Origin of the sequence: Streptomyces sp. TLI_105, assembly GCF_900105415.1 — a bacterium.
GTDB lineage: Bacteria > Actinomycetota > Actinomycetes > Streptomycetales > Streptomycetaceae > Streptomyces.
The window spans coordinates 4,022,140-4,046,154 of the sequence record NZ_FNSM01000001.1 but is presented as its reverse complement, the minus strand read 5'-3'; the positions used below and the strand labels follow the sequence as shown (position 1 = coordinate 4,046,154).

Below are 24,015 nucleotides of genomic sequence, written 5' to 3'. Positions count from 1 at the left end.
ACTTGACACCGATGAATGTGACAATGCCCGGCGGCTGCGTCAAGGGGTCGGACGACGGCCTGTGGAAAAGACCGGCCGACGGCCTGGGGAAAAAGACTTTCGTCGCGACGCCCCTACGGGCTTGTACTCCTGAAGTGGGAGAAGGATCGAGCCGTTGGTCTGACGACTGCTGTGGCGCACGCCACTACCGTCGAAGCGTGACTGTGATCGCCACCGAAAGCCTCAGCAAGCGGTTCCCCCGGGTGACCGCTCTCGACCGGCTCTCCCTGGACATCGGGCCCGGTGTGACCGGACTGGTGGGTGCCAACGGAGCCGGCAAGTCCACGATGATCAAGATCCTGCTCGGACTCTCCCCCGCCACGGAGGGCACCGCGGAGGTCCTGGGCCTCGACGTCCGGACCCACGGCCCCGAGATCCGTGAGCGCGTCGGGTACATGCCCGAGCACGACTGCCTTCCGCCGGACGTCTCGGCCACCGAGTTCGTCGTCCACATGGCGCGGATGTCCGGGCTGCCCGCGACCGCCGCCCGGGAGCGGACCGCCGACACCCTGCGCCACGTCGGCCTGTACGAGGAGCGCTACCGCCCGATAGGCGGCTACTCGACGGGCATGAAGCAGCGGGTGAAGCTGGCCCAGGCCCTCGTCCACGACCCCAAGCTGGTCCTCCTCGACGAGCCGACCAACGGCCTCGACCCGGTCGGCCGGGACGAGATGCTCGGACTGATCCGCAGGATCTGGACCGACTTCGGCATCTCCGTCCTCGTCACCTCCCACCTGCTGGGCGAGCTGGAGCGCACCTGCGACCACGTCGTCGTCATCGACGGCGGCCGGCTGCTGCGCTCCAGCTCCACCAGCGACTTCACCCGGACCACCACGACGCTGGCGGTCGAGGTCACCGACTCCGACGCCTGCCCCGACGGCACCACGGCGCTCCGGGCGGCCCTCACCGCCGCCGGCGTGACGATCCACGCGGGCGTGGAGGACGGCCTGCCGGGCGCCGGCCACATCCTGCTCCTGGAGGCGGCCGGCGAGGAGACGTACGACCTCGTGCGGGACACCGTCGCCGGCCTCGGCCTCGGCCTCGTCCGCATGGAGCAGCGCCGCCACCACATCGCCGAGGTCTTCAAGGCGACGGACCAGGAGGAGGTGCCGGCTCGATGAGCTCCCAGGCCCCCGAGACCACCCAGATCCACAACATCGGCTACCGGTCCTACGACGGCCCGCGCCTCGGCCGGGCGTACGCGCGCAGGTCGCTGTTCTCGCAGTCCCTGCGCGGCGCGTACGGCCTGGGCCGCAGCGCCAAGTCCAAGGTGCTGCCGATGCTGCTCTTCGGCGTGATGTGCGTCCCTGCGCTGATCTTCGTCGCGATCGCGGTCTTCACCAAGCAGTCCAAGCTGTCGATCGAGTACACGCAGTACGCGATCTTCCTCCAGGTCGTCATCGGCATCTACCTGGCCTCGCAGGCCCCGCAGTCGGTCTCCCGCGACCTCAGGTTCAGGACCGTGCCGCTGTACTTCTCCCGCCCGATCGAGCGCACGGACTACGTCCTCGCCAAGTACGGCGCGATGGCGTCGGCGCTCTTCGTCCTCACGTCCGTCCCGCTGCTGATCATGTGGATCGGCTCGATGCTCGCCAAGATGGACTTCGTCGAGCAGACCAAGATGTTCGGCCAGGGGCTCGTCTCCGTGGCGCTGCTGTCGCTGCTCTTCGGCGGCATCGGCCTCGTCATGGCGGCCCTCACCCCGCGCCGCGGCTTCGGCGTCGCCGCCGTGATCGGCGTCCTGACCATCTCGTACGGCGCGGTCTCGACGCTCATGGGCATCGCCTACGCCACGGAGAACACGGGCGCCATCGAGTGGCTCGGCCTGTTCTCGCCGATCACCCTCATCGACGGCGTGCAGACCGCCTTCCTGGGCGCACCGCCCATGTTCCCCGAGCTCGGAGGCCCGGGCGCCGGGGTCGGCGTGGTCTATCTGCTGGTCGTCCTCGCGCTGATCGCCGGCTCGTACGGCACCCTGATGCGCCGCTACCGAAAGGTCGGGCTGTGACAACCCTCCACATCGACCACGTGTCCCGCTGGTTCGGAAACGTCGTGGCCGTGAACGACGTCACGATGACGGTGGGACCGGGCGTCACCGGCCTCCTCGGTCCGAACGGTGCCGGGAAGTCCACCCTGATCAACATGATGGGCGGCTTCCTCGACCCCTCCACCGGCGGCGTCACCCTCGACGGTCGGACGATCTGGGGGAACGAGTCGGTCTACCGCGAGATCGGCGTCGTGCCCGAGCGGGAGGCGATGTACGACTTCCTCTCCGGCCGCGAGTTCGTCCTGGCCAACGCGGAGTTGCAGGGCCTCGGCGCCAAGGAGGCACAGCGGGCGCTGGCCACCGTCGAGATGGAGTACGCCCAGGACCGCAAGATCTCCACGTACAGCAAGGGCATGCGGCAGCGCGTGAAGATGGCCTCGGCCCTCGTCCACGAGCCGTCCGTGCTGCTGCTCGACGAGCCGTTCAACGGCATGGACCCGCGCCAGCGCATGCAGTTGATGGACCTGCTGCGGCGGATGGGCGCGGACGGGCGCACGGTGCTCTTCTCCTCGCACATCCTGGAGGAGGTCGAGCAGCTCGCCTCCCACATCGAGGTGATCGTCGCCGGACGGCACGCGGCCTCCGGTGACTTCCGCAAGATCCGCCGGCTGATGACGGACCGGCCCCACCGCTACCTCGTCCGCTCCAGCGACGACCGGGCCCTCGCCGCGGCGCTGATCGCCGACCCGTCGACGGCCGGCATCGAGGTCGACCACGCGGAGGGCGGACTGCGCGTGCAGGCGGTGGACTTCGGACGGTTCACGGAGCTGCTGCCGAAGGTCGCGAAGGAGCGCGGGATCCGTCTGTTGACGGTCTCGCCCTCCGACGAGTCCCTCGAATCGGTCTTCTCGTACCTCGTCGCGGCCTGATAGGAGCCTGATCCGATGTACAACCCCACAGTCGCCCGGCTCACCTACCGGGCCCTCCTCGGCCGCCGCAGGGCGCTGATCCTCTTCCTCCTCCCCGGCCTGCTGCTGCTCATCTCGGCGGCGATTCGCGTCCTCAGCGGTGCGGACGACCAGGCCGCTGCCGACGTCCTCGGCGGCTTCGCTCTGGCCACGATGGTGCCGCTGATCGGTGTGATCGCCGGGACGGGCGCGATCGGGCCCGAGATCGACGACGGCTCGATCGTCTATCTGCTGTCCAAGCCGGTGAAGCGGCCCACGATCATCTTCACGAAGCTGATCGTGGCGATCGCGGTGACGATGGTCTTCTCCGCCGTCCCGACGCTGATCGCCGGCTTCATCCTCAACGGCAACGGCCAGCAGGTGGCCGTCGCGTACACGGTGGCGGCGCTCGTCGCCTCCATCGCCTACAGCGCCCTGTTCCTGCTGCTCGGCACGGTCAGCAGGCACGCCGTGGTCATCGGCCTGGTGTACGCCCTGGTGTGGGAGGCCCTCTTCGGCTCCCTGATCGCGGGTGCCCGGACCCTGAGCGTCCAGCAGTGGGCGCTGGCCCTCGCGCAGAAGGTCACCGGCGACAGCGGCCTGGTCACCTCCGAGGTCGGCCTCACGACCGCGGTGACGCTCCTGGTGGCGGTCACGGTCGTGGCGACCTGGTTCGCCAGCCAGAAGCTGCGCAAGCTGACCCTGGCCGGCGAGGAGTAGGAGGCGCTCAGACCGTACGGTCCCGGGCGGCGAGCAGTCCGACGCCCGCGGCCGCCGCGCAGACGCCGAGGACCACGCAGATCGGCAGGGTCCAGGAGCCGGTGGCCTGGTGGAGGGCGCCGGCCGCCAGCGGCCCGGCGGCGGCCAGCAGATAGCCGACCGTCTGGGCCATGCCGGACAGCCCGGCCGCGGTCACCGCGTCCCCGGAGCGCAGCACGATCAGGGTCAGGGCGAGGCCGACGGCACCGCCCTGGCCGACGCCGAGGACCGCCGACCAGAGCCAGGCGCCCTCCACGGGCGCCACCATGAGTCCGGCGTAACCGGCCGCGACCAGCGTCGTGACCAGCACGACCAGCGGGCGCTGGCTGCGCATCCGGCCGGCGAGCAGCGGCACCACGAAGGCGCCGGCGACCTGGATCAGGTTGTTGAAGGCGAAGATCACGCCGGCCGTGGAGCGGCTCATTCCGTGGTCGGTGAAGATCGTCGGCATCCAGGCGATCAGCACGTACGACCACAGCGACTGCAGCCCCATGAAGAGGGTGACCTGCCAGGCGAGCGCCGAGCGCCAGACGCTCACCGGGCGGGCGCCACCGGCCGGGACGGCCCGTACCTCGTGCCCCGTGCGGCCCCGGGCGATCAGCACCTGCGGAAGCCAGGCGAGGGCCGCGACCGCGGCGAGCAGCGACCAGAAGCCCAGGGAGGCCTCCCAGCCGCCGCCCAGGGCCTTCTCCAGCGGGACCGCGGCAGCCGCGGCGACGGTGGCACCGGCGATCATCGCGCCCGTGTAGACCGAGGTCATCGAGGCGGCCCGGTCCGGGAAGTCACGCTTGATCAGGCCCGGCATCAGCACGTTGAGCAGGGCGATCGCGGTGCCGACGAGGATCCCGCCGCCGTACAGCGCGTACACGGACGGCAGTACGCGCGCGAGGATGCCGACGCCGAGCAGCAGGAGCGCCGCGAACAGCACGCGTTCGGCGCCGAACCGGCGGCCGAGCCACGGCGCCACCAGGGCGCCCAGGCCGAGGAAGAGCACCGGAACGGAGGTCACGAGCGAGCTCGCGGTCGACGAGAGCCCGAAGGCGGCGGATATCTCGCCGACCAGCGGCGCCACGCTCGCCAGCGCGACCCGCATGTTGAGCGAGGCCAGCACGATGCCGACCAGGAGCAGCGCAGGGTGGGCGAGCAGGGCGCGCCGGGCCGCCGTCCCCTCGGCCGACGGCCGGACCCCGGCCTCGGCGTCGACGAGCACGCGGGCCTCCGCTTCCGTACGCGCCCCGGAGCCCGGATCGGTTCCCGAGCCCGTACGCGACGTCACCGGGCCCGTATCCGTAGTCCTCCCCGGACCCGTAGCCCTCCCCGTACCCGTACCCGTAGCCCTCCCCGTACCCGTGCGCGTCCTGGAGTTCACTGGTCCTGCTCCGTCAGTGCCGCGACCGTCTCCATCGGGACCCGCAGCAGTTCGCGGGCCTGCCGCTCCGCCGTCTCCGGGTCGCCGGCCTCGACGGCCGCGACCAGGGCCTCGTGGGCGTCGATGTCGACCGGGGGCATCTCCCGGTCGCCGAGGGCCTCCACCAGGACCTCGTGCACCTGCGCGGAGAAGAAGCGGTACACCTCGACGAAGGCCGCGTTGTGGGTCGCGCCGACGATCGCGAGGTGGAAGGCGAGGTCCGCGTCCGCGTCCCGGTCGCCCTCCTCGCGCAGACCGGTCAGGGCGGCCCGCAGCCGCAGCAGGTCGTGGGTGTCGCGCCGGGTGGCCGCGAGCCGGGCGGCCTCGGCCTCCAGGGCGACCCGGAGTTCGAGGACGTCGGCCGCGCCCGCGTGCCGGACGCCGCGCAGCACGGCGGACGGGTCGGCGGTCGACCTGACGAAGGTGCCGTTGCCCTGGCGGGACTCCAGGAGGCCCGCGTGGACGAGGACCCGGATCGCCTCGCGGACGGTGTTGCGGCCGACGCCGAGCTGCTGCGCGAGCTCGTGCTCGGTCGGGATGCGGTCGCCGACCGCCCACTCCCCGTCGGCGAGCTGTGTGCGCAGCTGTTCCACCACGGAGTCCACCAGCGAGGTCCGCCCCGCCGCCCTGAGTGCCATCGAAATCCTCTATTCGCCCGGTTGCCCAGTCATCCTACAAGTGAGCTCCCTCGCCTCCCCGGCCAGGCCGCAGCGACCGGACTACTGTGGCCTCGTACGTGTGCCGAACACCCTCATCACCCTCGGGAGTCAGTCATGTCAGACCGCTTCGACGTCGTCGTACTCGGAGCTGGCCCCGGCGGCTACGTCGCCGCCATCCGCGCCGCCCAGCTGGGCAAGCGGGTCGCGGTCGTCGAGGAGAAGTACTGGGGCGGTGTCTGTCTGAACGTCGGCTGCATCCCCACCAAGGCGCTGCTGCGCAACGCCGAGCTCGCCCACATCTTCAACCACGAGGCCAAGACCTTCGGCATCAAGGTCGACGGCAGCGTCTCCTTCGACTACGGCGAGGCCTTCCGCCGCAGCCGCACGGTCGCGGACGGCCGCGTCAAGGGCGTCCACTTCCTGATGAAGAAGAACGGCATCACCGAGTTCGACGGCCGGGGCACCTTCCTCGACGCGAACACCCTCCAGGTGGCCAAGGCCGACGGCACCACGCAGACGATCACCTTCGACAACTGCATCATCGCCACCGGCGCCACCCCGCGTCTGCTGCCCGGCACCGCCCTCAGCGACCGCGTCGTGTCGTACGAGCAGCAGATCCTCGCCGAGGACGCCCCGAAGTCGATCGTCATCGCCGGCGCCGGCGCGATCGGCATCGAGTTCGCGTACGTGCTGAACAACTACGGCACCAAGGTCACGATCGTCGAGTTCCTCGACCGGATGGCCCCGCTGGAGGACGAGGAGGTGTCCAAGGAGCTCGCGAAGCAGTACCGCAAGCTCGGCATCGACGTCCTCACCTCCACCCGGGTCGACGCCATCGACGAGTCCGGCCCGCAGGTCCGCGTCACCGTCACCGCCAAGGATGGCACGCAGAAGGTCCTGGAGGCCGACAAGGTCCTGCAGGCCATCGGCTTCGCGCCGAACGTCTCCGGCTACGGCCTGGAGAACACCGGCGTCGCCCTCACCGAGCGCGGCGCGATCGACGTCGACGGCCGCTCCCGCACCTCCGTGCCGCACATCTACGCCATCGGCGACGTGACCGCGAAGCTGATGCTCGCGCACACCGCCGAGGCCATGGGCGTCATCGCCGCCGAGACCATCGCGGACGCCGAGACTATGGAACTCGACTACGTGATGATCCCGCGCGCGACCTACTGCCAGCCGCAGATCGCCAGCTTCGGCTACACCGAGGCGCAGGCCCGCGAGAAGGGCTACGACGTCAAGGTCGCCAAGTTCCCCTTCATGGCGAACGGCAAGGCGCACGGCCTCGGCGACTCGACCGGCTTCGTGAAGATCGTCGCCGACGCGAAGTACGGCGAGATCATCGGCGCCCACCTGATCGGCCCCGACGTCACCGAGCTGCTGCCCGAGCTGACGCTGGCCCAGCAGTGGGACCTCACGGTCCACGAGGTCGCCCGGAACGTGCACGCCCACCCGACGCTGGGCGAGGCCGTGAAGGAAGCGATCCACGGTATTGCCGGACACATGATCAATTTCTGAGGTTTCTCCCAGGTTCGGGTGATAGGCACTGAAAGGTGCCGAGCGAAACCTCCCCGGGTGGCGAACCGTCCCGGCCGATCAGGTCGTGGGTGCGTTCGTCACCCGGTACGCATGTGTGGCTGGCGGTCATCGCGATCACCAGCCTCGTCATCGCGCTCTCCCCCGCCGCGCTGGAGACCTATCTCCTCCACCGCAACAGCAGCAATCTCCACCAGCTCGCGCACCACCCGATGCGGGCCCTGCTGGGCAGTGGGTTCTGGATCGAGAACCCGGCGGACTTCCTGCTGTACGCGGTGCTCTTCGAGGTCTTCCACGCCCCCGTGGAACGCTGGCTCGGCACCCCGAAGTGGCTCCTCACCGTCACCACCGCCCACATCGCGGCCACGCTCATCAGCCAGCAGGTGGTCCTGGCGGCCATCCAGCTGCACGACGTGCCGCGCAGCATGGCGCACGTCGTCGACATCGGAGTCAGCTACGGTCTCGCCGCCTCGGCCGGGATCCTGACCTACCGGCTGCCGTACCCCTGGCGCCTGCTCTACCTCGCCGCGGTGACCGCGTTCTTCCTCGTGCCGCTCGCCGCCGACCGCACGTACACCGACCTCGGTCACGCGATCTCACTGGCGATCGGCCTGGCCTGCCACCCGTTGACCCGCGGAGCGCCGACCGGCGGAAAACCGGTCGCCGTCGAACGGCCTCCCGACGCACACTAGTTGCACGCGGGGGACACGGGGGATTCCCCGGGTGCGGCCGCTTCGAGCGCGCGGACCCCAATCCGCGCGGGCCGCGACCCACGAAGGCCCGCTCCCCGAGGGGAGCGGGCCTTCGTCCGGGTATCGCCGGTTCAGGCCGCCAGCAGGCGCTCCAGGACGAGCGCGATGCCGTCCTCCTCGTTCGAGGCCGTCACCTCGTCCGCCACCGCCCGCAGCTCCTCGTGCGCGTTGCCCATGGCCACGCCGTGCGCCGCCCAGCCGAACATCGGGATGTCGTTCGGCATGTCGCCGAAGGCGATCGTCTCCGCGGCCTTCACACCGAGCCGGCGCGCCGCGAGCGACAGGCCGGTCGCCTTGCTGAGGCCGAGCGGGAGGATCTCCACGATGCCCGGGCCCGCCATGACGACGTCGACGAGCCCGCCGACCGTCTCCCGCGCGGCCCGGGTCAGCTCGTCGTCGGTCAGCGTCGGATGCTGGACGTACAGCTTGGTCAGCGGCGCCGCCCACAGCTCCGCCGGGTCCTCGTACGACACGTACGGCAGCGGTCCCTCATGGGCCCGGTAGCCGGGGCCCATCAGGACCTCGCCCTCCAGACCGTCGCGGCTGGCGGCCAGCGCCAGCGGGCCCACCTCCGCCTCGATCTTGGAGAGCGCGAGCCCCGCGAGCTGCCGGTCGAGGGTCAGCGAGGTCAGCAGCCGGTGCTCACCGGCGTGGTAGACCTGCGCGCCCTGCCCGCACACCGCGATCCCCTGGTAGCCGAGGTCGTCCAGGATGTGCCGGGTCCAGGGCACCGCCCGGCCGGTGACCACGATGTGCGCGGCACCCGCCGCCGTCGCCGCGGCGAGCGCGTCCCGAGTGCGGTCCGAGACGGACTCGTCGGACCGCAGTAGCGTGCCGTCGAGGTCCGTCGCGACCAGGCGGTAGGGGAAGGAGCTCACTTGGCGATCGGCTCCAGGACCTCGCGGCCGCCGAGGTACGGACGGAGCACCTCGGGCACCCGCACGGAACCGTCGGCCAGCTGGTGGTTCTCGAGGATCGCCACGATCGTGCGCGGTACGGCGCACAGCGTGCCGTTCAGGGTGGCCAGCGGCTGCACGACCTTCTTGCCGTCCTTGTCGTCGCGCATGCGGACGGAGAGGCGGCGGGCCTGGAAGCTGTCGCAGTTCGAGGCGGAGGTCAGCTCGCGGTACTTGCCCTGCGTCGGGATCCACGCCTCGCAGTCGAACTTGCGGGAGGCGGAGGCGCCGAGGTCACCGGTGGCGACGTCGATGACCTGGAACGGCAGCTCCAGCGAGGTCAGCCACTGCTTCTCCCACTCCAGGAGCCGCTTGTGCTCGGCCTCGGCGTCCTCCGGAGCGACGTACGAGAACATCTCGACCTTGTCGAACTGGTGGACGCGGAAGATGCCCCGGGTGTCCTTGCCGTACGTGCCGGCCTCGCGGCGGAAGCAGGGCGAGAAGCCCGCGTACCGCAGCGGCAGCTTGTCGGCCTCGATGATCTCGTCCATGTGGTACGCGGCGAGGGGCACCTCGGACGTGCCGACGAGGTAGTAGTCGTCCTTCTCCAGGTGGTACACGTTCTCCGCGGCCTGGCCGAGGAAGCCGGTGCCCTCCATGGCGCGCGGACGGACCAGCGCCGGGGTCAGCATGGGGATGAAGCCGGCCTCGGTGGCCTGGGCGATCGCCGCGTTGACCAGGGCGAGCTCCAGGAGGGCGCCGACGCCGGTCAGGTAGTAGAAGCGCGAGCCGGAGACCTTGGCGCCCCGCTCGACGTCGATGGCGCCGAGCGCCTCGCCGAGCTCCAGGTGGTCCCTGGGCTCGAAGCCCTCGGCCGCGAAGTCGCGGATGGTGCCGTGCGTCTCGAGGACGACGAAGTCCTCCTCGCCGCCGACCGGGACGTCCGTGTGGACGATGTTCCCCAGCTGGAGCAGAAGCTGCCTGGCCGTCTCGTCGGCCTCGTTCTGCTCGGCCTCGGCGGCCTTGACGTCGGTCTTGAGCTGCTCGGCCTTCTGCAGGAGCTCGGCGCGCTCCTCCGGGGTGGCCTTGGGGATCAGCTTGCCGAGCGCCTTCTGCTCGGATCGGAGCTCGTCGAAGCGGACGCCGGACGACCTGCGCCGCTCATCGGCGGAGAGCAGGGCGTCGACGAGCGCGACGTCCTCTCCACGGGCGCGCTGGGAGGCGCGAACACGGTCGGGGTCCTCACGGAGCAGGCGAAGGTCAATCACCCCACCAGGCTACCGGTGCGCGTTCGCGTGCCCCCACCGGATAAGGGGGCGCGTGTTGATTCGCCCGAATTGAGACCCGTGGAAATGTCGGTGGACGGAGTCGCCCATTCACTTATCCACAGGCTGTGCGGAAAATCTGTGGACTACGGAGAAGACCCCAGGGATTTCCCTCATGGTGCCTGGGAATTCCGTGATCAAACACCCTCCACACACTCATTTGGGTGGGAATTGATCGCTCCAACGAGTGGGTCGGCAGAGGCCTGCTGACGGGGGAGCCGGGGAGGCGCTGTGGATGGCGCACGGATGGGTGGGGAGTGGGCAGGGTGATTTGTCGACCTTGTCTCGATGGGGTGTCGACTTGTCCCCAGGCCTGAGAGGGGGCCTGTGGATAACCTCTGTGGGTAACTGAAAAGTATGCAGGTAGGACTAGTGGTTCGTACCTGTGGACGACCGTTCACGCCGTCGCGGGAGTTCGTCCACCATCGGATCAGGCCCGACCGTCCTGGGCCCTCGCCAGCCAGTCGGAGGCCTCCATGAACTCCACGTCCGAAGTCCCGCGCCGCAGCGCCGACACGTCCTCCACCGAGACACCCGCCCGGGGGTACGAGCCGAGGAACCGCACCTTGGGGCAGATCCGCTTGAGGCCCATCAGCGCCTCGCCCACCCGCCGGTCCGAGACATGACCCTCGGCGTCCACGGCGAAGCAGTAGTTCCCGATCCCCGCTCCCGTGGGCCGGGACTGGATCAGCATCAGGTTCACCCCGCGCACCGCGAACTCCTGGAGCAGTTCGAGGAGGGCACCCGGATGATCGTCACCCAGCCACAGCACCACCGAGGTCTTGTCCGCGCCCGTCGGAGCCGCCGGCCGGGCCGGCCGACCCACGAGCACGAACCGCGTCTCGGCGTTCTCCGCGTCGTGGATCTCCGTGACCAGCGCCTGGAGGCCGTACGTCGCCGCCGCGAACTCCCCCGCGAAGGCGGCGTCGAACCGGCCCTCCTGCACCAGCCGGGCGCCGTCCGCGTTGGAGGCCGCCGACTCCCACACCGCCTCGGGCAGATGGGCCCGCAGCCAGTTCCGGACCTGCGGCTGGGCCACCGGGTGGCCCGTGACCGTCTTGACCTCGGAGAGCTTGGTCCCGGGCCGGACGAGCAGCGCGAAGGCGATCGGGAGGAGCACCTCGCGGTAGATCATCAGCGGCTCGCCGGAGGCCAGCTCGTCCAGCGTCGCGGTCACCCCGCCCTCGACCGAGTTCTCGATCGGGACGAGCGCGGCGGCGGCCTCCCCGTTCCGCACGGCGTCGAGGGCGGCCGGGACCGAGACCATGGGGACGAGCTCCCGCGTCGCGGCCTCGGGCAGCGTGCGCAGCGCCGCCTCGGTGAAGGTGCCTTCGGGGCCGAGATAGGTGTACCGGGTGGCGGACATACCGTCACCCTAATGGTCGCCGCCGGAGAGAGCCGCCGCGCCGACGGGGCGTCCCTCCGGCCGGGACGGTCAGGCCTCCAGGAGGCGCTGGCCCACGTACTCGCCCTCGGCGGGACCGCCCGGGACCGCGAAGAGCCCGCTCGCCTCGTGGCGGATGAACGCGGACAGCGCGTCGCCCCGGTCGAGCTTGCGCTGCACCGGGACGAAGCCCCTGAGGGGGTCCGCCTGCCAGCAGACGAAGAGGAGTCCCGCGTCCGGCGTTCCGTCCGGGCCGATCCCGTCGTGGAAGGAGAACGGCCTGCGCAGCATCGCCGCCCCGCCGTTCTGTTCGGGGGCGGAGATCCGGGAGTGGGCGTTGCCGGGGATGACGAGCTTCCCGTCCGGCCCGAGCTTGTCCAGATCGAGCTCGGTGGTCTCGGAGCCGCCGGTGAGCGGGGCCCCGTCGGACTTCCGGCGCCCGATCACCTTCTCCTGCCGGTCCAGCGGCAGCTTCTCCCAGTCGTCGAGGAGCATCCGGATCCGTCGCACCACCGCGTACGAGCCGCCGGCCATCCACTCCGGCGCGCCGCCCGACCCGGCCGGGACGAAGATCCGCCGGTCGAAGTCCGGGTCGGTGGGCTTCGGATTGCCCGTGCCGTCGACCTGCCCCATCAGGTTGCGGGCGGTCATCGGCTTCGCGGTGGCACCGGCCGAGCGGTTGAAGCCGTTCATCTGCCAGCGCACCCGGGCCGCGTCCCCCGCGTCCTTCTGGACGGCGCGCAGCGCGTGGAAGGCGACGAGCGCGTCGTCGGCGCCGATCTGCACCCACAGATCGCCCTCCGAGCGCCGGGGGTCCAGGGCGTCGGCGGAGAAGGCGGGCAGCGGATCCAGCTCGGCGGGGCGGCGCGAGGTGAGCCCGGTGCGGTCGAAGAAGGTCCGGCCGAAGCCGAAGGTGACCGTGAGGGAGGACGGGCCCGTGTCGAGCGCGACCCCGGTGTCCTCGGCCGGGGCCTTGCCCGCCATCAGCACCTTCGCCGTGGCCGACCAGCGGCGCAGCAGGGCGGCGGCCTCCTTGCGGCCGGCGCCCGGGGCGAGGTCGAAGGCGACCAGGTGGCCACGGGACTGGAGAGGGGTGGTGATGCCCGCCTGATGTTTCCCGTGAAACATCACCGCGGTCGAGCCGACGGTGGTCAGGGCCGGGGCGCCGCCGGCTCCGGTGGTGTCGTCGGACAGGGCCGCGGAGATCCCGGCTCCGCCGGCCGCGCCGGCGACGAGGCCGGCCGCGCCCGCCGCGCCGACGGCGCCGAGCAGGCGCCGCCGGGAGAGATCGAGGTTGTCGCTTTCGGTCACGAGGCTCAGCCGATCTTCACGTTCTTGTCGATGGTGGTCTGGTCGATTTCGGAGGTACGGACGGTCACCTGGATCTTCCAGTCGCCCGGCATCGGGATCTGGACGCCGCTCGCGCTCCAGTGCCCGGTCTGGATCCGGTCGGGGGCGACGGGCAGCGGGCCCACGTCCTTCGCCTCCAGGGTGAGGGCGACCTTGATCTCGGGGACGTCCAGCGGCTTGCCGCTGGGGCGCTCGACGAAGATGTGGAGCGCGTTGGCACCGGTGCGGCCGGGGTCGAGGCTGAGACGGACGACGCCCTTGCCGTCGACGCCGCCGGTGTCGAAGGGCAGCCGGATGTCGACGGGCCGGTCGGGCACGGCGGCCGGGCCGGAGGCGCTGGTGGCCCGCCCGGCCTCCTCCTCGGTGCGACCGGGCTCGGTCGAGGTGAGGACGGTGGTCACGGCGAGGAGGACGACGGCGACGGCGGCCTCGGTCAGCACCGAGCGGCGCAGACCGGTCCGCTCGGGGTCGGCGTCCCGCTCCCGCTTCCGCCGGGCGGTGGCGACGGCGGCCCGCTGCCGGGCGAGCTGCGCGGCCCGCGCGGGGTCGACTGATCCGGCGGCTTCGTCCGAGGACGGAGCAGACTCCTCGGAGCCGTCGTCCTCGGAGCGGTCGGCCTCGGCTCCGTCGGCCTCGGGCTCCTCCGTGGCCACGGACCCGTCGCCCGGCTCCTCGGCTTCCAGGGTCTCGGCTTCCGGCGCCTCGGTTTCCGGGTCCGCGCCCGGCGTCTCGTCCGCTCCCCCTGGTGCCGGTTCCGCCAGGCGCTGGGTCCAGCGGCGGGAGATCCAGGCGATGCCGATGAGGACCGCCATGAGGCCGATCTTGACCAGGAGCAGCTGGCCGTACCGGGTCCCGGTCAGTGCGGACCAGGAGCCGACCTGGCGCCAGGACTGGTAGAGCCCGGTGGCCGCGAGGACGGCCACGGAGCCGAAGGCCACCTTGGAGAAGCGCTCGACGGCGGAGCGTTCGACGGACGGCGCCCGGTAGAGGGCCACGAGGAGCACGGTGAGGCCGCCGAGCCAGGCGGCGACGGCGAGGAGGTGCAGGATGTCGACGGGCATGGCGACGCCCGGCTGGATACCGGTCGAGGCGTGCTCGGCCAGGGCCCAGGTCCCGGCGATGCCGGCGGCGACGACGGTGCCGCCGAGGGCGAGTCCGAAGGAGAGGTCCTTCTTCTCCTTCGGGTCGGTGCGGCGGGCGTAGGCGCCGAAGAGGACGGCCACGAACAGCGCGGCAGCGCCGAGGAGCAGCAGCCGGGAGGTGAGGGCGGCGCCGGTCTTCGTCTCCAGGACGGTCCTCAGGCCGGCCAGGTCGAAGGCGTCGGAGAGGTTCCCGGAGCCGGTGTACGGATGGCGCAGGAGCAGCATCGCCAGGGTGGCGCCGGTGAGGGTCAGCCAGCCCCGGACCACGGTCTGCTGGACGGGGCGGACGCTCGCGCCGCGCGGCCAGCAGGCCAGGACGAAGGCGCCGCCGCCGACGAGGACGGCGAATCCGGCGTACGCGAGGTAGCGGGCGATGCCGTAGAGGGCGCCGACGAGGCCGCCGCCGGGCGCCTGGTCGGACAGGGCGACGGAGGTCGTGGAGGGGGCTCCGATGGAGAAGGTGAAGGCACCGGCGACGGGGTGGCTGTCGGCCGAGACGGCCTGCCAGGCCACGGTGTACGTGCCGTCGGGCAGTCCGGCGCGGAGTCCCACCCCGTACCGGACGACGGAGCCGCTGCACAGATCGCGTATCTCGCCGGTGTCGGCCCGTCGGCCCGCCGGATCGAGGACCCGGATGGAGTCCGGGCTCATGGCGACCTGTTCGGAGAAGGTCAGGTTGACCTCTTTGGGGGCGATGGCGACCACCGCCCCGTCCTTCGGGTCGCTGCCGGTGAGCGCCGCGTGCGCGGAGGCGGGGGCGGCGCCGGCGAGCAGCGTGCCGAGCAGCGCGGCCGCGAGGATCAGCAGCCGGGCCAGGGCGTTGCCGAGGCGCGGGGCGGTGGTTGTCATCTCTGTGTCACTCCGTCAACGAGCTCAGTGCTGCTGCGGGTCGTGGTTGGGTGCTTCGACGGGAAGGTCGACCTTGATGGGGGCGGACTTCTCGAAGTGCAGCTCGATGCTGACCTTGTCGCCCTGCTTGGGCTTCGACTTCAGCTCCATGAACATGATGTGGCTGCCGCCGCGTTCGAGCTTCAGCTCGCCGTTCGCGGGGATGTCGAAGGACTTCACCTCCCGCATCTTCTGGTCCTTCGTCTCGTGGATCGTGACGTCGTCCGAGAGCGGGCTGGTGACGGAGGTCAGCTTGTCCGCCGTGTCGCCGTCGTTCTTGATCGTGAGGAAGCCGCCGGCCATGTCCATCACCGGCTGGGGCATGAACGCGCCGCTGACCTCCAGGTCGGGCTTGCTCTCGGAGGACGAGCACCCGGTCAGCGCGAGCGCGGCGGCGAGCGCCACGGCGGCGGACAGGGCGGTGGTGCGGCGGGTCACGGGTTCTCCCCCTTGATGATCTTCGGCAGGTCCTTGGCGTAGTCGTCGACGCTCGCGTCCTCGCCGTACAGGACGTAGCCCTGGTCGGTGGTGGGCGAGAAGGCGATCACCTGGGCTCCGTGCATGGAGACGACGTTGCCGTCCTTGTCCTTCGTCGGCGGGTCGATGCCGATGCCGATCTGCCGGGCCCCCGCCTGGATGGCGGAGAAGTCGCCGGTGAGGCCGGTGAAGGAGGGGTCGCCGGCGGCGGGCAGCCACTTGGCGAGCTCGGCGGAGGTGTCCCGCTCGGGGTCGGTGGTGACGAAGACGACCTGGAGCTTGTCCTGGTCGGCCTTGGGGAGCTTCTTCTTGGCGATGGCGATGTTGCTCATCGTCAGGGGGCAGACGTCGGGGCAGTGCGTGTAGCCGAAGTAGATGAGCGTCGGCTTGCCCTTGGTCCGCTCCCGCAGGTCGTACTTCTGGCCCTTGGTGTCGGTGAGGACGAGCGCGGGCTTGGTGAACGGCCGGTCGAGGACGGTGGCGGCCTTGGTGGAGTCGGTGCCGCCGGAGATCTCGGCGACCGCCGAGCCGGAGCCCGAGGGCTTGTCGTCGTCGCCGAGGCCGACGGCGGCGGTGATGCCGAGCGCGGCGACGATCGCGACGGCCGCGATGACCAGCGGCGTGCGCCGCCCGGGACGGGCCGTGGCCGCCCCGGGCGTCTTCTCTTCAGACATGGTGCTTCTTCCGGATCGGGTGAGGACGCGGCCGTCAGGCCGAGCGGCGGCGGCCGGCGAGGACGCCGAAGGCGACGCCCGCGACACCGACGAGGATGCCGATGACGCCGAGGACGCGGGCCGTGGTGTCGGTGGCGGAGGACGCGGCGGCGGTCTCCTCGTGGTCGGCCGTCTTGTCGTCGTGACCGGCCTTCTCGTCCGTCTCGGCGGAGGCGGACGGAGCGGCGCCGCCGTGGTGGTCGGCGGAGGCGGCGGAGAGCTTCAGGACGGGGGCCGGGTTCTCCGGCTCCTCCGCGCCCTCCTTCTGCTCCTCGATCCAGCGCACGACCTCCTTGTTGTCGTACGTCTGGATCGCCTTGAGGACCAGCTCGTCGGTGTCCTCCGGCAGTCGGCCGAGGGAGAGCGGGAACTGCTGGAACTGGCCGGGGCCGATCTTCGAGCCGTCGGCGGTCCAGGTGACCTTGGAGACGACCTCGTTGATCTTCTTGCCGTGCAGCTCCAGCGGCTTGGCGAGCTTGCTCTTGGTGACCTCGGCCTTCCAGCCGGGGAGGGGCTGCGGCATGACGGAGGCCAGCGGGTGGTCGAGCGGGAAGTTGATCTCGACCTTCACGGTGGAGGCGTTGTCGCGCTCGTTCGGGACCTTGACGTTGACGGTCGCGTAGCCGCCCTTGGCCGCCTCGCCCTGCGGCTGCACGCTGACGTGCGCGAAGGCGGTGCCGGACAGCAGGACCACGGAGGAGAGGGCGATGCCGCCGGCGAGGAAGGTGCGGGAAACGTTCATGGCAGAAGACACTCCAGCTCGAAGGACTCGAAAGCCTCGAAGGACTCGAAAGATCGGAGACAGGCGGGAAGTCCGGCGCGCCCGGGGAAGCAGTCCCGGACCTGGGGACAGGAGGCGTGCGGACGTGCACGGCCCGCTCACGTGGAGCGGTCCGTGTCAGGCTGCGAGGACGCAGTCGGCGGCCGGGGGGCCGCGCCTGATCACCGTGTGCTGAAGCGCCTCGGCCACCGGCGGCGGCGAGGAGTCGGAGGGGGCCCGGAGGATCCGCCGCGGTCCCGTGCGCGTCGCCGACGGCAGTCCGGCGAGCAGGGCCCGTACGAGACGGAGCGCGGCCCGCAGGGAGCGCACGAGGGCGCACTCGGCGAGTTCCGTCGCGCCCTGCTCGGAGAGCTCCACGAGCCGGCCGAGGGCGTGGTCGCCCCGGCGCAGCAGCCAGCCCGTGGCCAGGGCGGCCAGGAGGTGGCCGAGGAGCATGGGCAGGCCGGGCAGCAGCTCGCTGGCGGGCGTGGTCGCCCCGGCGGCCAGGTGCCCCATGTGGGCGTGCGCGTCGGCCGGGTCGAGCCCGGCGTCGGTGATGATCCGGGTGGCGTCGGCGGGGCTGAGGGAGGCGGTGCCCGCCCCGCAGACCAGCCGGGCGGCCATCCGGACGAGGGCGTCGTCGGCCTGCTCGCTCAGGGCGAGCTGCCGCCGGCCGAGCCCGAAGAGGACGTGCAGGCCGAGCTGCCCGCCGGCGAGGGCGCCGACGACGAAGCCGAGGGAGCGCGCGCGGCCGGCGAAGAGGACGGTGACGCCGAAGACGCCGAGGAATCCGGCGACGAGGGTCCACAGGGCGATGCCCTCGCAGGCGGCGAGGGCGTGTCCCAGCGCGGACAGCACGACGCAGACCGCGGTGAACACCGCGGCCCTCAGCAGCCGTGGAGCGAGCGCGGGGGCAGTCATGGCGGCCCCATCATCGCACCACGCGCGCCACCGCCATGAGGCAGGTCCGGAAGGTCGTTCTTGGGCGCCTTCGCGATGAGATACCCCGACCGCCGTGCTCGGACGCCCGCCCGTCGGGGCGGCGGACAAGAGGCCTCCGGGCGACGCACGGAGGTGACATACACCGGCGCCCCCGCCCGGTGCATCCGCCGAACGAGCGCTCTTGACGCCTCCGGGGGCTTACGGAGCGTCCGCTCCGGCAATACGTATCGGTATGTCGAGCCGCTGCCGGGAGGCTGGAGCATGAGCATCTGGTGGTCACTCCATCTGCGGCGCGAGGCCGCGAGCGTGCCGCTCGCGCGAAGGCTTCTGCTGGGCACGATGGAGACGGCGGGTGTCGATCCCGACGTGTCGTACGAGTTGTCGGTCGCGCTGACCGAGGCGTGTGCCAACGCCGTCGAGCACGGCGGCGGAGCCGGCGCACGGGAGCCGGGCGGGGCGTACCGGGTGACGGCGTATCTGGACGGCGAGACGTGCCGCATCGAGGTGGCGGACTCGGGCCCGGGCTTCCCCGGCGCCGAGGCGCCGGCCGTCCCGTCGGACGAGGCCGAGCACGGCCGGGGGATGCGCCTGATCGAGGAGCTGGCCGATCACGTGCAGTTCGGCAACCGCTCGGGCCGCGGCGGCGCCGTGGTCAGCTTCGACAAGATCCTGAAGTGGCGGGACAGCCCGTCGCTCCTCATGGCGTGACGCAAGGTCGTGACGTAAGGGCGTGAGACACGGGCGTGACGTAAGGGCGTGAGGTACGGGGAAGGACCCCCGCCGGTCGGTCGACGGGGGCCCTTCGGTTCCAACGTACGCGGAGTTCAGCCCTTCAGCGCGGCCATCCACGCCTCGACCTCGTCGGCGCGGCGCGGCAGCGCGTCCGAGAGGTTCCGGTTGCCGTCCTCCGTGACGAGGATGTCGTCCTCGATCCGGACGCCGATGCCGCGGTACTCCTCCGGCACGGTCAGGTCGTCGGCCTGGAAGTACAGACCGGGCTCGACGGTCAGGCACATGCCCGGCTCGAGGGTGGTGTCCACGTACATCTCGGTGCGCGCGGCGGCGCAGTCGTGGACGTCCATGCCGAGCATGTGGCCGGTGCCGTGCAGGGTCCAGCGGCGCTGGAGGCCGAGCTCCAGGACGCGGTCGACCGGGCCCTCGACGAGGCCCCACTCGACGAGCTTCTCGGCGAGGACGCGCTGGGCGGCGTCGTGGAAGTCGCGGTAGGCGGCGCCGGGCTTCACCGCGGCGATGCCGGCCTCCTGCGCCTCGTACACGGCGTCGTAGATCTTGCGCTGGATCTCGGTGTACCGGCCGTTGATCGGCAGGGTGCGGGTGATGTCGGCGGTGTAGAGCTCGTTCGTCTCGACGCCGGCGTCGAGCAGCAGCAGGTCGCCGGAGCGGACGTCGCCGTCGTTGCGGACCCAGTGCAGGGTGGTGGCGTGCGGGCCGGCGGCGCAGATGGAGCCGTAGCCGATGTCGTTGCCCTCGACGCGGGCGCGCAGGAAGAACGTGCCCTCGATGTAGCGCTCGCTGGTGGCCTCGGCCTTGTCGAGGACCTTGACGACGTCCTCGAAGCCGCGGGCGGTGGAGGCGCAGGCCTTCTCCAGCTCGGCGATCTCGAAGGAGTCCTTGATGAGGCGGGCCTCGGAGAGGTGGACGCGCAGCTCTTCGTCGCGCTCGGCGGTGACCTTGTCGGTCAGCGCGGCCTCGATGCCGGCGTCGTGGCCGCGGACGGCGCGGACGGGGCCGGTGGCCTCCTTGAGGGCGTCGGCGAGCTCGCGGACGTCCTTGGCCGGGATGCCGAGGAGCCGCTCGGCCTCGGTGAGGGAGTGGCGGCGGCCGACCCACAGCTCGCCCTGGCCGTCGAGCCAGAACTCGCCGTTCTCGCGGTTCGAGCGCGGCAGCAGGTAGACCGTGGCCTCGTGGCCGTCCTTCACCGGCTCCAGGACGAGGACGCCGTCCTGGGTCTGGTCGCCGGTGAGGTACGCGTACTCGGTGGAGGCGCGGAAGGCGTACTCGGTGTCGTTCGACCGGGTCTTCAGGTTTCCGGCGGGGATCACCAGGCGCTCACCCGGGAAGCGGGCGGAGAGCGCGGCGCGGCGCGCGGCGGTCTCGTCGGCCTGCGCGATCGGCGCGAGGTCGTGCAGCTCGGTGTCGGCCCAGCCGGACCGCATGTTCTCGGCGAGCTCGTCGGACACGCCCCCGTACAGCCCGTTCTTGCGCTGCTTGATCGGCTGCTCTTCGGTCTCGGTCTCTTCCGGGGTCTCCGGGGTGAGCTCCTCGGCCACGGGTCTGCCTCCTTTTGGTACGACACTGAACCTCCACCATCGTACGGTCGTACGGAAGGGGTCCCAGGGCCGGAAGACCTATTACCGGTGAGTCACGTTCCGCTTACACGTACGGCACGTATCCGCTTGCACGGAGCGGCTCGCACGCCCCGGCTTGCACGCACCGGTCGAAGCGGCTCACTCGAAGCGGGCGGCGAGCAGGACCACGTCCTCGCCGTCCACGGCCGGGTCCAGGCCCTCGGGCAGCAGGGCCCGCAGGACGTGGTCGGCGACGGCGCCCGGGTCGCCCCGGTCCGCCCTCGGCACGCTCGCGGCGGCCGCGTGGATCCGGGCGAAGGTCCGGTCCATGGCGTCGCCGGTACGCCGCAGCAGCCCGTCCGTGTAGAGAAGCACCGTTTCTCCGGGTGCGAGGGACAGCTCCACGCTCGGCGCCTCCCAGCAGGAGAGCATCCCGAGCGGGGCCGACAGCGAGGTCTCGACGAACTCGGTGCGGCGCTCGCCGAGGACCAGCGGCGGGGCGTGACCGGCGCCGGCGAGGACGATCCGGCGCTGCGCGGGCTCGGCGTAGGCGAAGAGGGCGGTCGCCGAGCGGGCGGGCTCGGTGATCCGGAGCAGCAGCTCCAGGTCGGAGAGGACGGCGACGGGGTCCTCGCCCTCCATCACGGCGTACGCCCGGAGGGAGGCGCGCAGCCGGCCCATGGCGGCCAGCGCGCTGGGCCCGGTGCCGGAGACGGAGCCGACGGCCAGACCGAGGGCGCCGTCGGGCAGCGGCAGCGCGTCGTACCAGTCGCCGCCGCCCAGCGGGCCGGTGCGGTGGCGGGCGGCGAGCTGGACGCCGGGGACGCGCGGGAGACGGCTGGGGAGCAGCTCCTCGGCGATGGTGGCGACCTGGACGCGGGCGCGCTCGACCTGGAGGAGCCGGGCGAGGTGCTCGGTGGCGAAGCGGCCGTAGAGCCCGATGAGGTGGCGCTGCCGGTCGGTGGGTTCGGCGGGCTCGTCGTAGAGCCACACGACCGCGCCGAGCCGGCCTGCCTCCTCGGTGGCGAGGGGCAGGGCGTAGCTGGCGGCGTAGCCGAGGCGGGCGGCGACCTCGCGGTGGCGGGGGTCGAGGCCCTCCTCCGTACGGACGTCGCGGATGGCGATCGGGTCGGGGACGCGCTCGGGGCGTCCGGGGTCGGGGAGGCCGTCGAGGAGGCGGCCGTAGCTGCCGGCGCCGCGCGGGACGGTCTCGATGGTGCCGAGGTCGGCGTGGGCGAGGCCGAGGCCGATGGTGCTGGTGGGGCCGCGGCCGTCGGCCGGTTCGAGGACGGCCATGCCGCGGCGGGCGCCGACGAGGGCGGCTCCGGCGCCGAGCAGTTCGCGGAGGGCCTCGTCGAGGGAGGCGGTCTTGATGAGGCGCTCGGTGAGTTCGTGGAGGGTGGTGAGGTCGGAGACCCAGGAGGCCAGCCGGTCCTGGATCAGGGCACCGGGTGGGAGGGCCGCGTCGGCGGGGCTCGCCGCCGCGGGCACCCCGGGGAGGGGTTGCGTAGTGTGCGGGGGCCCGGGAGCCGTGGAATCGATTCCGGCCACTTTCGGCATGCGTGGGGCGCTCATGGCAGTCGGCTTTCCGACCGGTGCGTTTGACGCCATAGCATCGCAAACCCCCATGTCAATCTGAGCCGCTCGATGCATCCACATGTACACGTACAAGAGGAACGATGTCCAGCATTGTCCCCACGGGACTTGTGGTGTCCGTGAGGTCGCGCGAGAGGGTTGAAGTACGCGAGAAGTTGGCCGAAAATTGCCCCCGGTGTGCACCTTTTGCGGTCGACTGGCGTCGTTTGAAAGCGCGTCATTCCAAGCGTGCTGGGTACGTAATCGGTGACAGGCAGGGGCAGTTGACACCGCCCCGGAACGTGACGCGGAACCCCGGCGTCTTTCCCGCCGCAGGCCGCAACCCGTCACCGAGTGGCGGGGAACGTGTTCTGACCCGCTCCGGCTCTGACCTGGCTCCACCCGGCTCCCCCGGGATCCACCCGGCACCGGCCCGGTCCGCCCCGCTGCTCAAGGGGCCGGCACCCCGCCGACCTGGCACGCGCTGATACGCACGGTGAAGAGATCTGCACATGGTGTGATGTGGATTCGGCGTTCAACGGAAAGGAACGAGCGCTCATGCGCGAGATCCTCGGAAGGCGACGCAGGCTCCGGTTCCGGCGCAAGGAGAGGACCGCCCGGCTCGACGCCGCGGTCACCTTCGCGGCCGAGTGGAACTGGCCCGTCCTGCCGGGCGCGGGCCTGAGAGCGACGACCCGTACGGCCACGGGAGTGGCCTGCTCCTGCCCCGACCCCGACTGCGTGGTGCCCGGCGCGCACCCCTACGACCCCGGGCTGCTCGCGGCCACCACGGACGAGCGCATGGTCCGCTGGTGGTGGACCCGGCGCCCGGACACCCCGGTGGTCCTCGCCACCGGCGGCGCCGCGCCCTGCGCGGTCAGCCTTCCGGCGGTGGCGGGGGCACGGGCCCTCGCCGCGCTCGACGGGACGGGCATGCGGCTCGGCCCGGTGGTGGCGACCCCGACCCGGTGGTCGATCCTCGTCGCCCCGTACGGCCTCGAACGGCTGGGGGAGCTGCTGTACGCGAAGGACAGCGTGCCCAGCTCGCTGCGGTTCCACGGCGAGGGCGGCTACCTGCTCCTTCCGCCATCGGCGGCGGGGACCGGGCAGGTCCGCTGGGAGCGGGCACCGCTCGCCGGCTCGGCCCGCCCGTGGCTGCCGGACGTGGAGGCGGTGGTCGACGCCCTGGTCGAGGCGAGCACGAGCACGCCGGGCGGCGGGAGCAGACTGGCGTACTGAGCTCGGAGGGGGCTTTCGTACGGGGCCGCTCGGGGCTTTCGTGCAGAGGCGGGCCGGAGGCTTTCGTACGGAGGCGGCCCGGGACAGGGCAGAGCCGTTCACCCGAACGGGTGTGTACCGGTCCGACTTGCAGGGGATCCGGGCGCGCGGCCGACCGCGCGCCCGGATCCCGCCGCTATGTTCACCCCACCGTCCAAGATCTCCAGATCTCCGGATCTCCAGCCGAGCAGGAGCAGGTGGGTCCCATGAGCCCGGTGAACCTCCGCGTGGTCGGACTCGGGACCGCCGTCACGGTCGCCGTCCTGCTGCCCCTCGTCGCGACGGCGAGGCCGACGGGGGACCCCGTACGGCCGGCCGGCGCGAGTGCCGAGGGGGACGCGAAGCCCGGGGACCTGCTCAGGGGGCTCGGCCTGGGACCCCGTACACCGGCCTCCGCCGCTCCCGCGCCGGCCGCGCCGGCCTCCGCGGTCCCGCCGGTTCCCACGGCTCCTGAACGCGTCACGCGGTGTGGGCCGGAACTCGCCTCTCCGGAGGGGGCGGAGGCACAGACCTGCGTCCTGAGCGAGGAACGCGAGGTCTGGGCGCGCACGTACTACCGGAACGTCACGGGCCGACAGTTCGACGCGTTTCTGACCCTCATGGGCCCCGGCGGACGGACCGTGCAAGTGAGCTGTCCGGTCCCGGCGCAGGACGAACCGGGGACCTGTGAAACGCCGAGGGAGCGCGCTCGCGACGCGGTCACGGCGTATACGGCGGTCGCGGAATTCGCGGGAGCGGGCGAGGGGGACACCACTCCGCTGCTGCTCCGCGCGGGAAGCAACACGGCGGACGGCGAAGGAAGTTGAGCGTCGGACGCCCCGGCGCTGCCGGAGGCGGACATGGAAAGGCCCGGTCGCTGGCGACGGGGGATGCACCAGCGACCGGGCTC

The 24,015-nt window shown here is 71.7% G+C and carries 22 protein-coding genes; 9 read left to right on the top strand and 13 right to left on the bottom strand.

Annotated elements, in window-relative coordinates; translation table 11 throughout:
* Positions 1-203 precede the first annotated feature (203 nt).
* Genes BLW86_RS18525 through BLW86_RS18510 form a run of 4 tightly spaced genes read left to right on the top strand, consistent with a single transcriptional unit; the run spans position 204 to position 3,693 of the window.
* Positions 204-1,160 carry an ABC transporter ATP-binding protein gene (locus BLW86_RS18525; RefSeq protein ID WP_093875064.1) on the top strand — a complete coding sequence of 319 codons (957 nt, stop codon included), beginning with the start codon at positions 204-206 and terminating at the stop codon, positions 1,158-1,160.
* On the top strand, positions 1,157-2,047 hold the full coding sequence (locus tag BLW86_RS18520; RefSeq protein ID WP_093875063.1) for an ABC transporter permease: 891 nt from the start codon (positions 1,157-1,159) through the stop codon (positions 2,045-2,047). Before BLW86_RS18525 ends, BLW86_RS18520 begins: the two co-directional genes overlap by 4 nt.
* A complete protein-coding gene (locus BLW86_RS18515; RefSeq protein WP_093875062.1) occupies positions 2,044-2,955 on the top strand; it encodes an ABC transporter ATP-binding protein in 912 nt (303 codons plus the stop codon). The genes BLW86_RS18520 and BLW86_RS18515 overlap by 4 nt, the downstream gene beginning before the upstream one ends.
* Positions 2,956-2,970: 15 nt before the next feature.
* Complete coding sequence (locus BLW86_RS18510) at positions 2,971-3,693, top strand: ABC transporter permease (protein WP_093875061.1); 723 nt, start codon at positions 2,971-2,973, stop codon at positions 3,691-3,693.
* Positions 3,694-3,700: 7 nt separating this feature from the next.
* Here BLW86_RS18510 and BLW86_RS18505 read toward each other — a convergent pair whose 3' ends face one another.
* Together BLW86_RS18505 and BLW86_RS18500 are read right to left on the bottom strand one after the other, a co-directional pair.
* Positions 3,701-5,008, bottom strand: a complete 1,308-nt coding sequence (locus BLW86_RS18505) for a CynX/NimT family MFS transporter (protein WP_371129523.1) — start codon at positions 5,006-5,008, stop codon at positions 3,701-3,703.
* An 89-nt stretch (positions 5,009-5,097) separates the two neighbouring features.
* Positions 5,098-5,778 (bottom strand): FadR/GntR family transcriptional regulator, encoded by a 681-nt coding sequence (locus tag BLW86_RS18500; RefSeq protein ID WP_093875059.1) that lies wholly within the window; start codon positions 5,776-5,778, stop codon positions 5,098-5,100.
* Positions 5,779-5,913: 135 nt separating this feature from the next.
* Here BLW86_RS18500 and lpdA point away from each other — a divergent pair, with 135 nt between their 5' ends.
* Together lpdA and BLW86_RS18490 are read left to right on the top strand one after the other, a co-directional pair.
* Positions 5,914-7,317 (top strand): dihydrolipoyl dehydrogenase, encoded by a 1,404-nt coding sequence (lpdA, locus tag BLW86_RS18495; protein WP_093875058.1) that lies wholly within the window; start codon positions 5,914-5,916, stop codon positions 7,315-7,317.
* An 89-nt stretch (positions 7,318-7,406) separates the two neighbouring features.
* Positions 7,407-8,027 (top strand): rhomboid-like protein, encoded by a 621-nt coding sequence (locus tag BLW86_RS18490; protein WP_371129522.1) that lies wholly within the window; start codon positions 7,407-7,409, stop codon positions 8,025-8,027.
* Between the two features lie 131 nt (positions 8,028-8,158).
* Here BLW86_RS18490 and BLW86_RS18485 read toward each other — a convergent pair whose 3' ends face one another.
* From BLW86_RS18485 to BLW86_RS18445, 9 genes are all read right to left on the bottom strand, one after another.
* Complete coding sequence (locus BLW86_RS18485; protein WP_093875056.1) at positions 8,159-8,965, bottom strand: HAD family hydrolase; 807 nt, start codon at positions 8,963-8,965, stop codon at positions 8,159-8,161.
* On the bottom strand, positions 8,962-10,251 hold the full coding sequence (serS, locus tag BLW86_RS18480; protein WP_093875055.1) for a serine--tRNA ligase: 1,290 nt from the start codon (positions 10,249-10,251) through the stop codon (positions 8,962-8,964). The genes BLW86_RS18485 and serS overlap by 4 nt, the downstream gene beginning before the upstream one ends.
* 487 nt (positions 10,252-10,738) lie before the next feature.
* Positions 10,739-11,674, bottom strand: a complete 936-nt coding sequence (gene pheA / locus BLW86_RS18475; RefSeq protein ID WP_093875054.1) for a prephenate dehydratase — start codon at positions 11,672-11,674, stop codon at positions 10,739-10,741.
* 69 nt (positions 11,675-11,743) lie between these two features.
* Positions 11,744-13,003 carry an iron uptake transporter deferrochelatase/peroxidase subunit gene (gene efeB, locus BLW86_RS18470; RefSeq protein WP_093875053.1) on the bottom strand — a complete coding sequence of 420 codons (1,260 nt, stop codon included), beginning with the start codon at positions 13,001-13,003 and terminating at the stop codon, positions 11,744-11,746.
* 5 nt (positions 13,004-13,008) lie between these two features.
* Positions 13,009-15,033 carry a copper resistance CopC/CopD family protein gene (locus tag BLW86_RS18465; RefSeq protein ID WP_093875052.1) on the bottom strand — a complete coding sequence of 675 codons (2,025 nt, stop codon included), beginning with the start codon at positions 15,031-15,033 and terminating at the stop codon, positions 13,009-13,011.
* 24 nt (positions 15,034-15,057) lie between these two features.
* The gene (locus BLW86_RS18460) at positions 15,058-15,510 is read right to left on the bottom strand and encodes a copper chaperone PCu(A)C (protein WP_093875051.1); all 453 of its coding nucleotides are present in this window, start codon (positions 15,508-15,510) and stop codon (positions 15,058-15,060) included.
* Entirely contained in the window at positions 15,507-16,223 is a 717-nt protein-coding gene (locus BLW86_RS18455; protein ID WP_177181690.1) for an SCO family protein, read from the bottom strand. Before BLW86_RS18455 ends, BLW86_RS18460 begins: the two co-directional genes overlap by 4 nt.
* A gap of 34 nt (positions 16,224-16,257) precedes the next feature.
* The gene (locus tag BLW86_RS18450) at positions 16,258-17,004 is read right to left on the bottom strand and encodes a YcnI family copper-binding membrane protein (RefSeq protein ID WP_093875050.1); all 747 of its coding nucleotides are present in this window, start codon (positions 17,002-17,004) and stop codon (positions 16,258-16,260) included.
* Positions 17,005-17,160: 156 nt separating this feature from the next.
* A complete protein-coding gene (locus BLW86_RS18445) occupies positions 17,161-17,943 on the bottom strand; it encodes a hypothetical protein (RefSeq protein WP_093875049.1) in 783 nt (260 codons plus the stop codon).
* A gap of 282 nt (positions 17,944-18,225) precedes the next feature.
* Here BLW86_RS18445 and BLW86_RS18440 point away from each other — a divergent pair, with 282 nt between their 5' ends.
* Complete coding sequence (locus BLW86_RS18440) at positions 18,226-18,672, top strand: ATP-binding protein (RefSeq protein WP_093875048.1); 447 nt, start codon at positions 18,226-18,228, stop codon at positions 18,670-18,672.
* Between the two features lie 116 nt (positions 18,673-18,788).
* Here the strand turns inward: BLW86_RS18440 and BLW86_RS18435 are convergent, their stop codons facing one another.
* Positions 18,789-20,255, bottom strand: coding sequence for an aminopeptidase P family protein (locus tag BLW86_RS18435; protein WP_093875047.1), 1,467 nt, complete (start codon positions 20,253-20,255; stop codon positions 18,789-18,791).
* 177 nt (positions 20,256-20,432) lie between these two features.
* A complete protein-coding gene (locus BLW86_RS18430) occupies positions 20,433-21,884 on the bottom strand; it encodes a PP2C family protein-serine/threonine phosphatase (RefSeq protein WP_093875046.1) in 1,452 nt (483 codons plus the stop codon).
* Positions 21,885-22,406: 522 nt separating this feature from the next.
* Between BLW86_RS18430 and BLW86_RS18425 the strand changes: the two genes are divergently transcribed.
* Together BLW86_RS18425 and BLW86_RS18420 are read left to right on the top strand one after the other, a co-directional pair.
* Entirely contained in the window at positions 22,407-23,087 is a 681-nt protein-coding gene (locus tag BLW86_RS18425) for a bifunctional DNA primase/polymerase (protein ID WP_093875045.1), read from the top strand.
* Between the two features lie 245 nt (positions 23,088-23,332).
* Positions 23,333-23,932 carry a hypothetical protein gene (locus BLW86_RS18420; RefSeq protein WP_093875044.1) on the top strand — a complete coding sequence of 200 codons (600 nt, stop codon included), beginning with the start codon at positions 23,333-23,335 and terminating at the stop codon, positions 23,930-23,932.
* Positions 23,933-24,015 lie beyond the last annotated feature (83 nt).

Coding starts and splice junctions, on each gene's coding strand:
- BLW86_RS18520 (WP_093875063.1), top strand. CDS start 1,157: ATGAGCTCCCAGGCCCCCGAGACCACCCAGATCCACAACATCGGCTAC.
- BLW86_RS18510 (WP_093875061.1), top strand. CDS start 2,971: ATGTACAACCCCACAGTCGCCCGGCTCACCTACCGGGCCCTCCTCGGC.
- BLW86_RS18500 (WP_093875059.1), bottom strand. CDS start 5,778: ATGGCACTCAGGGCGGCGGGGCGGACCTCGCTGGTGGACTCCGTGGTG.
- lpdA (WP_093875058.1), top strand. CDS start 5,914: ATGTCAGACCGCTTCGACGTCGTCGTACTCGGAGCTGGCCCCGGCGGC.
- pheA (WP_093875054.1), bottom strand. CDS start 11,674: ATGTCCGCCACCCGGTACACCTATCTCGGCCCCGAAGGCACCTTCACC.
- BLW86_RS18465 (WP_093875052.1), bottom strand. CDS start 15,033: ATGACAACCACCGCCCCGCGCCTCGGCAACGCCCTGGCCCGGCTGCTG.
- BLW86_RS18455 (WP_177181690.1), bottom strand. CDS start 16,223: ATGTCTGAAGAGAAGACGCCCGGGGCGGCCACGGCCCGTCCCGGGCGG.
- BLW86_RS18450 (WP_093875050.1), bottom strand. CDS start 17,004: ATGAACGTTTCCCGCACCTTCCTCGCCGGCGGCATCGCCCTCTCCTCC.
- BLW86_RS18445 (WP_093875049.1), bottom strand. CDS start 17,943: ATGACTGCCCCCGCGCTCGCTCCACGGCTGCTGAGGGCCGCGGTGTTC.
- BLW86_RS18440 (WP_093875048.1), top strand. CDS start 18,226: ATGAGCATCTGGTGGTCACTCCATCTGCGGCGCGAGGCCGCGAGCGTG.
- BLW86_RS18430 (WP_093875046.1), bottom strand. CDS start 21,884: ATGGCGTCAAACGCACCGGTCGGAAAGCCGACTGCCATGAGCGCCCCA.
- BLW86_RS18425 (WP_093875045.1), top strand. CDS start 22,407: ATGCGCGAGATCCTCGGAAGGCGACGCAGGCTCCGGTTCCGGCGCAAG.
- BLW86_RS18420 (WP_093875044.1), top strand. CDS start 23,333: ATGAGCCCGGTGAACCTCCGCGTGGTCGGACTCGGGACCGCCGTCACG.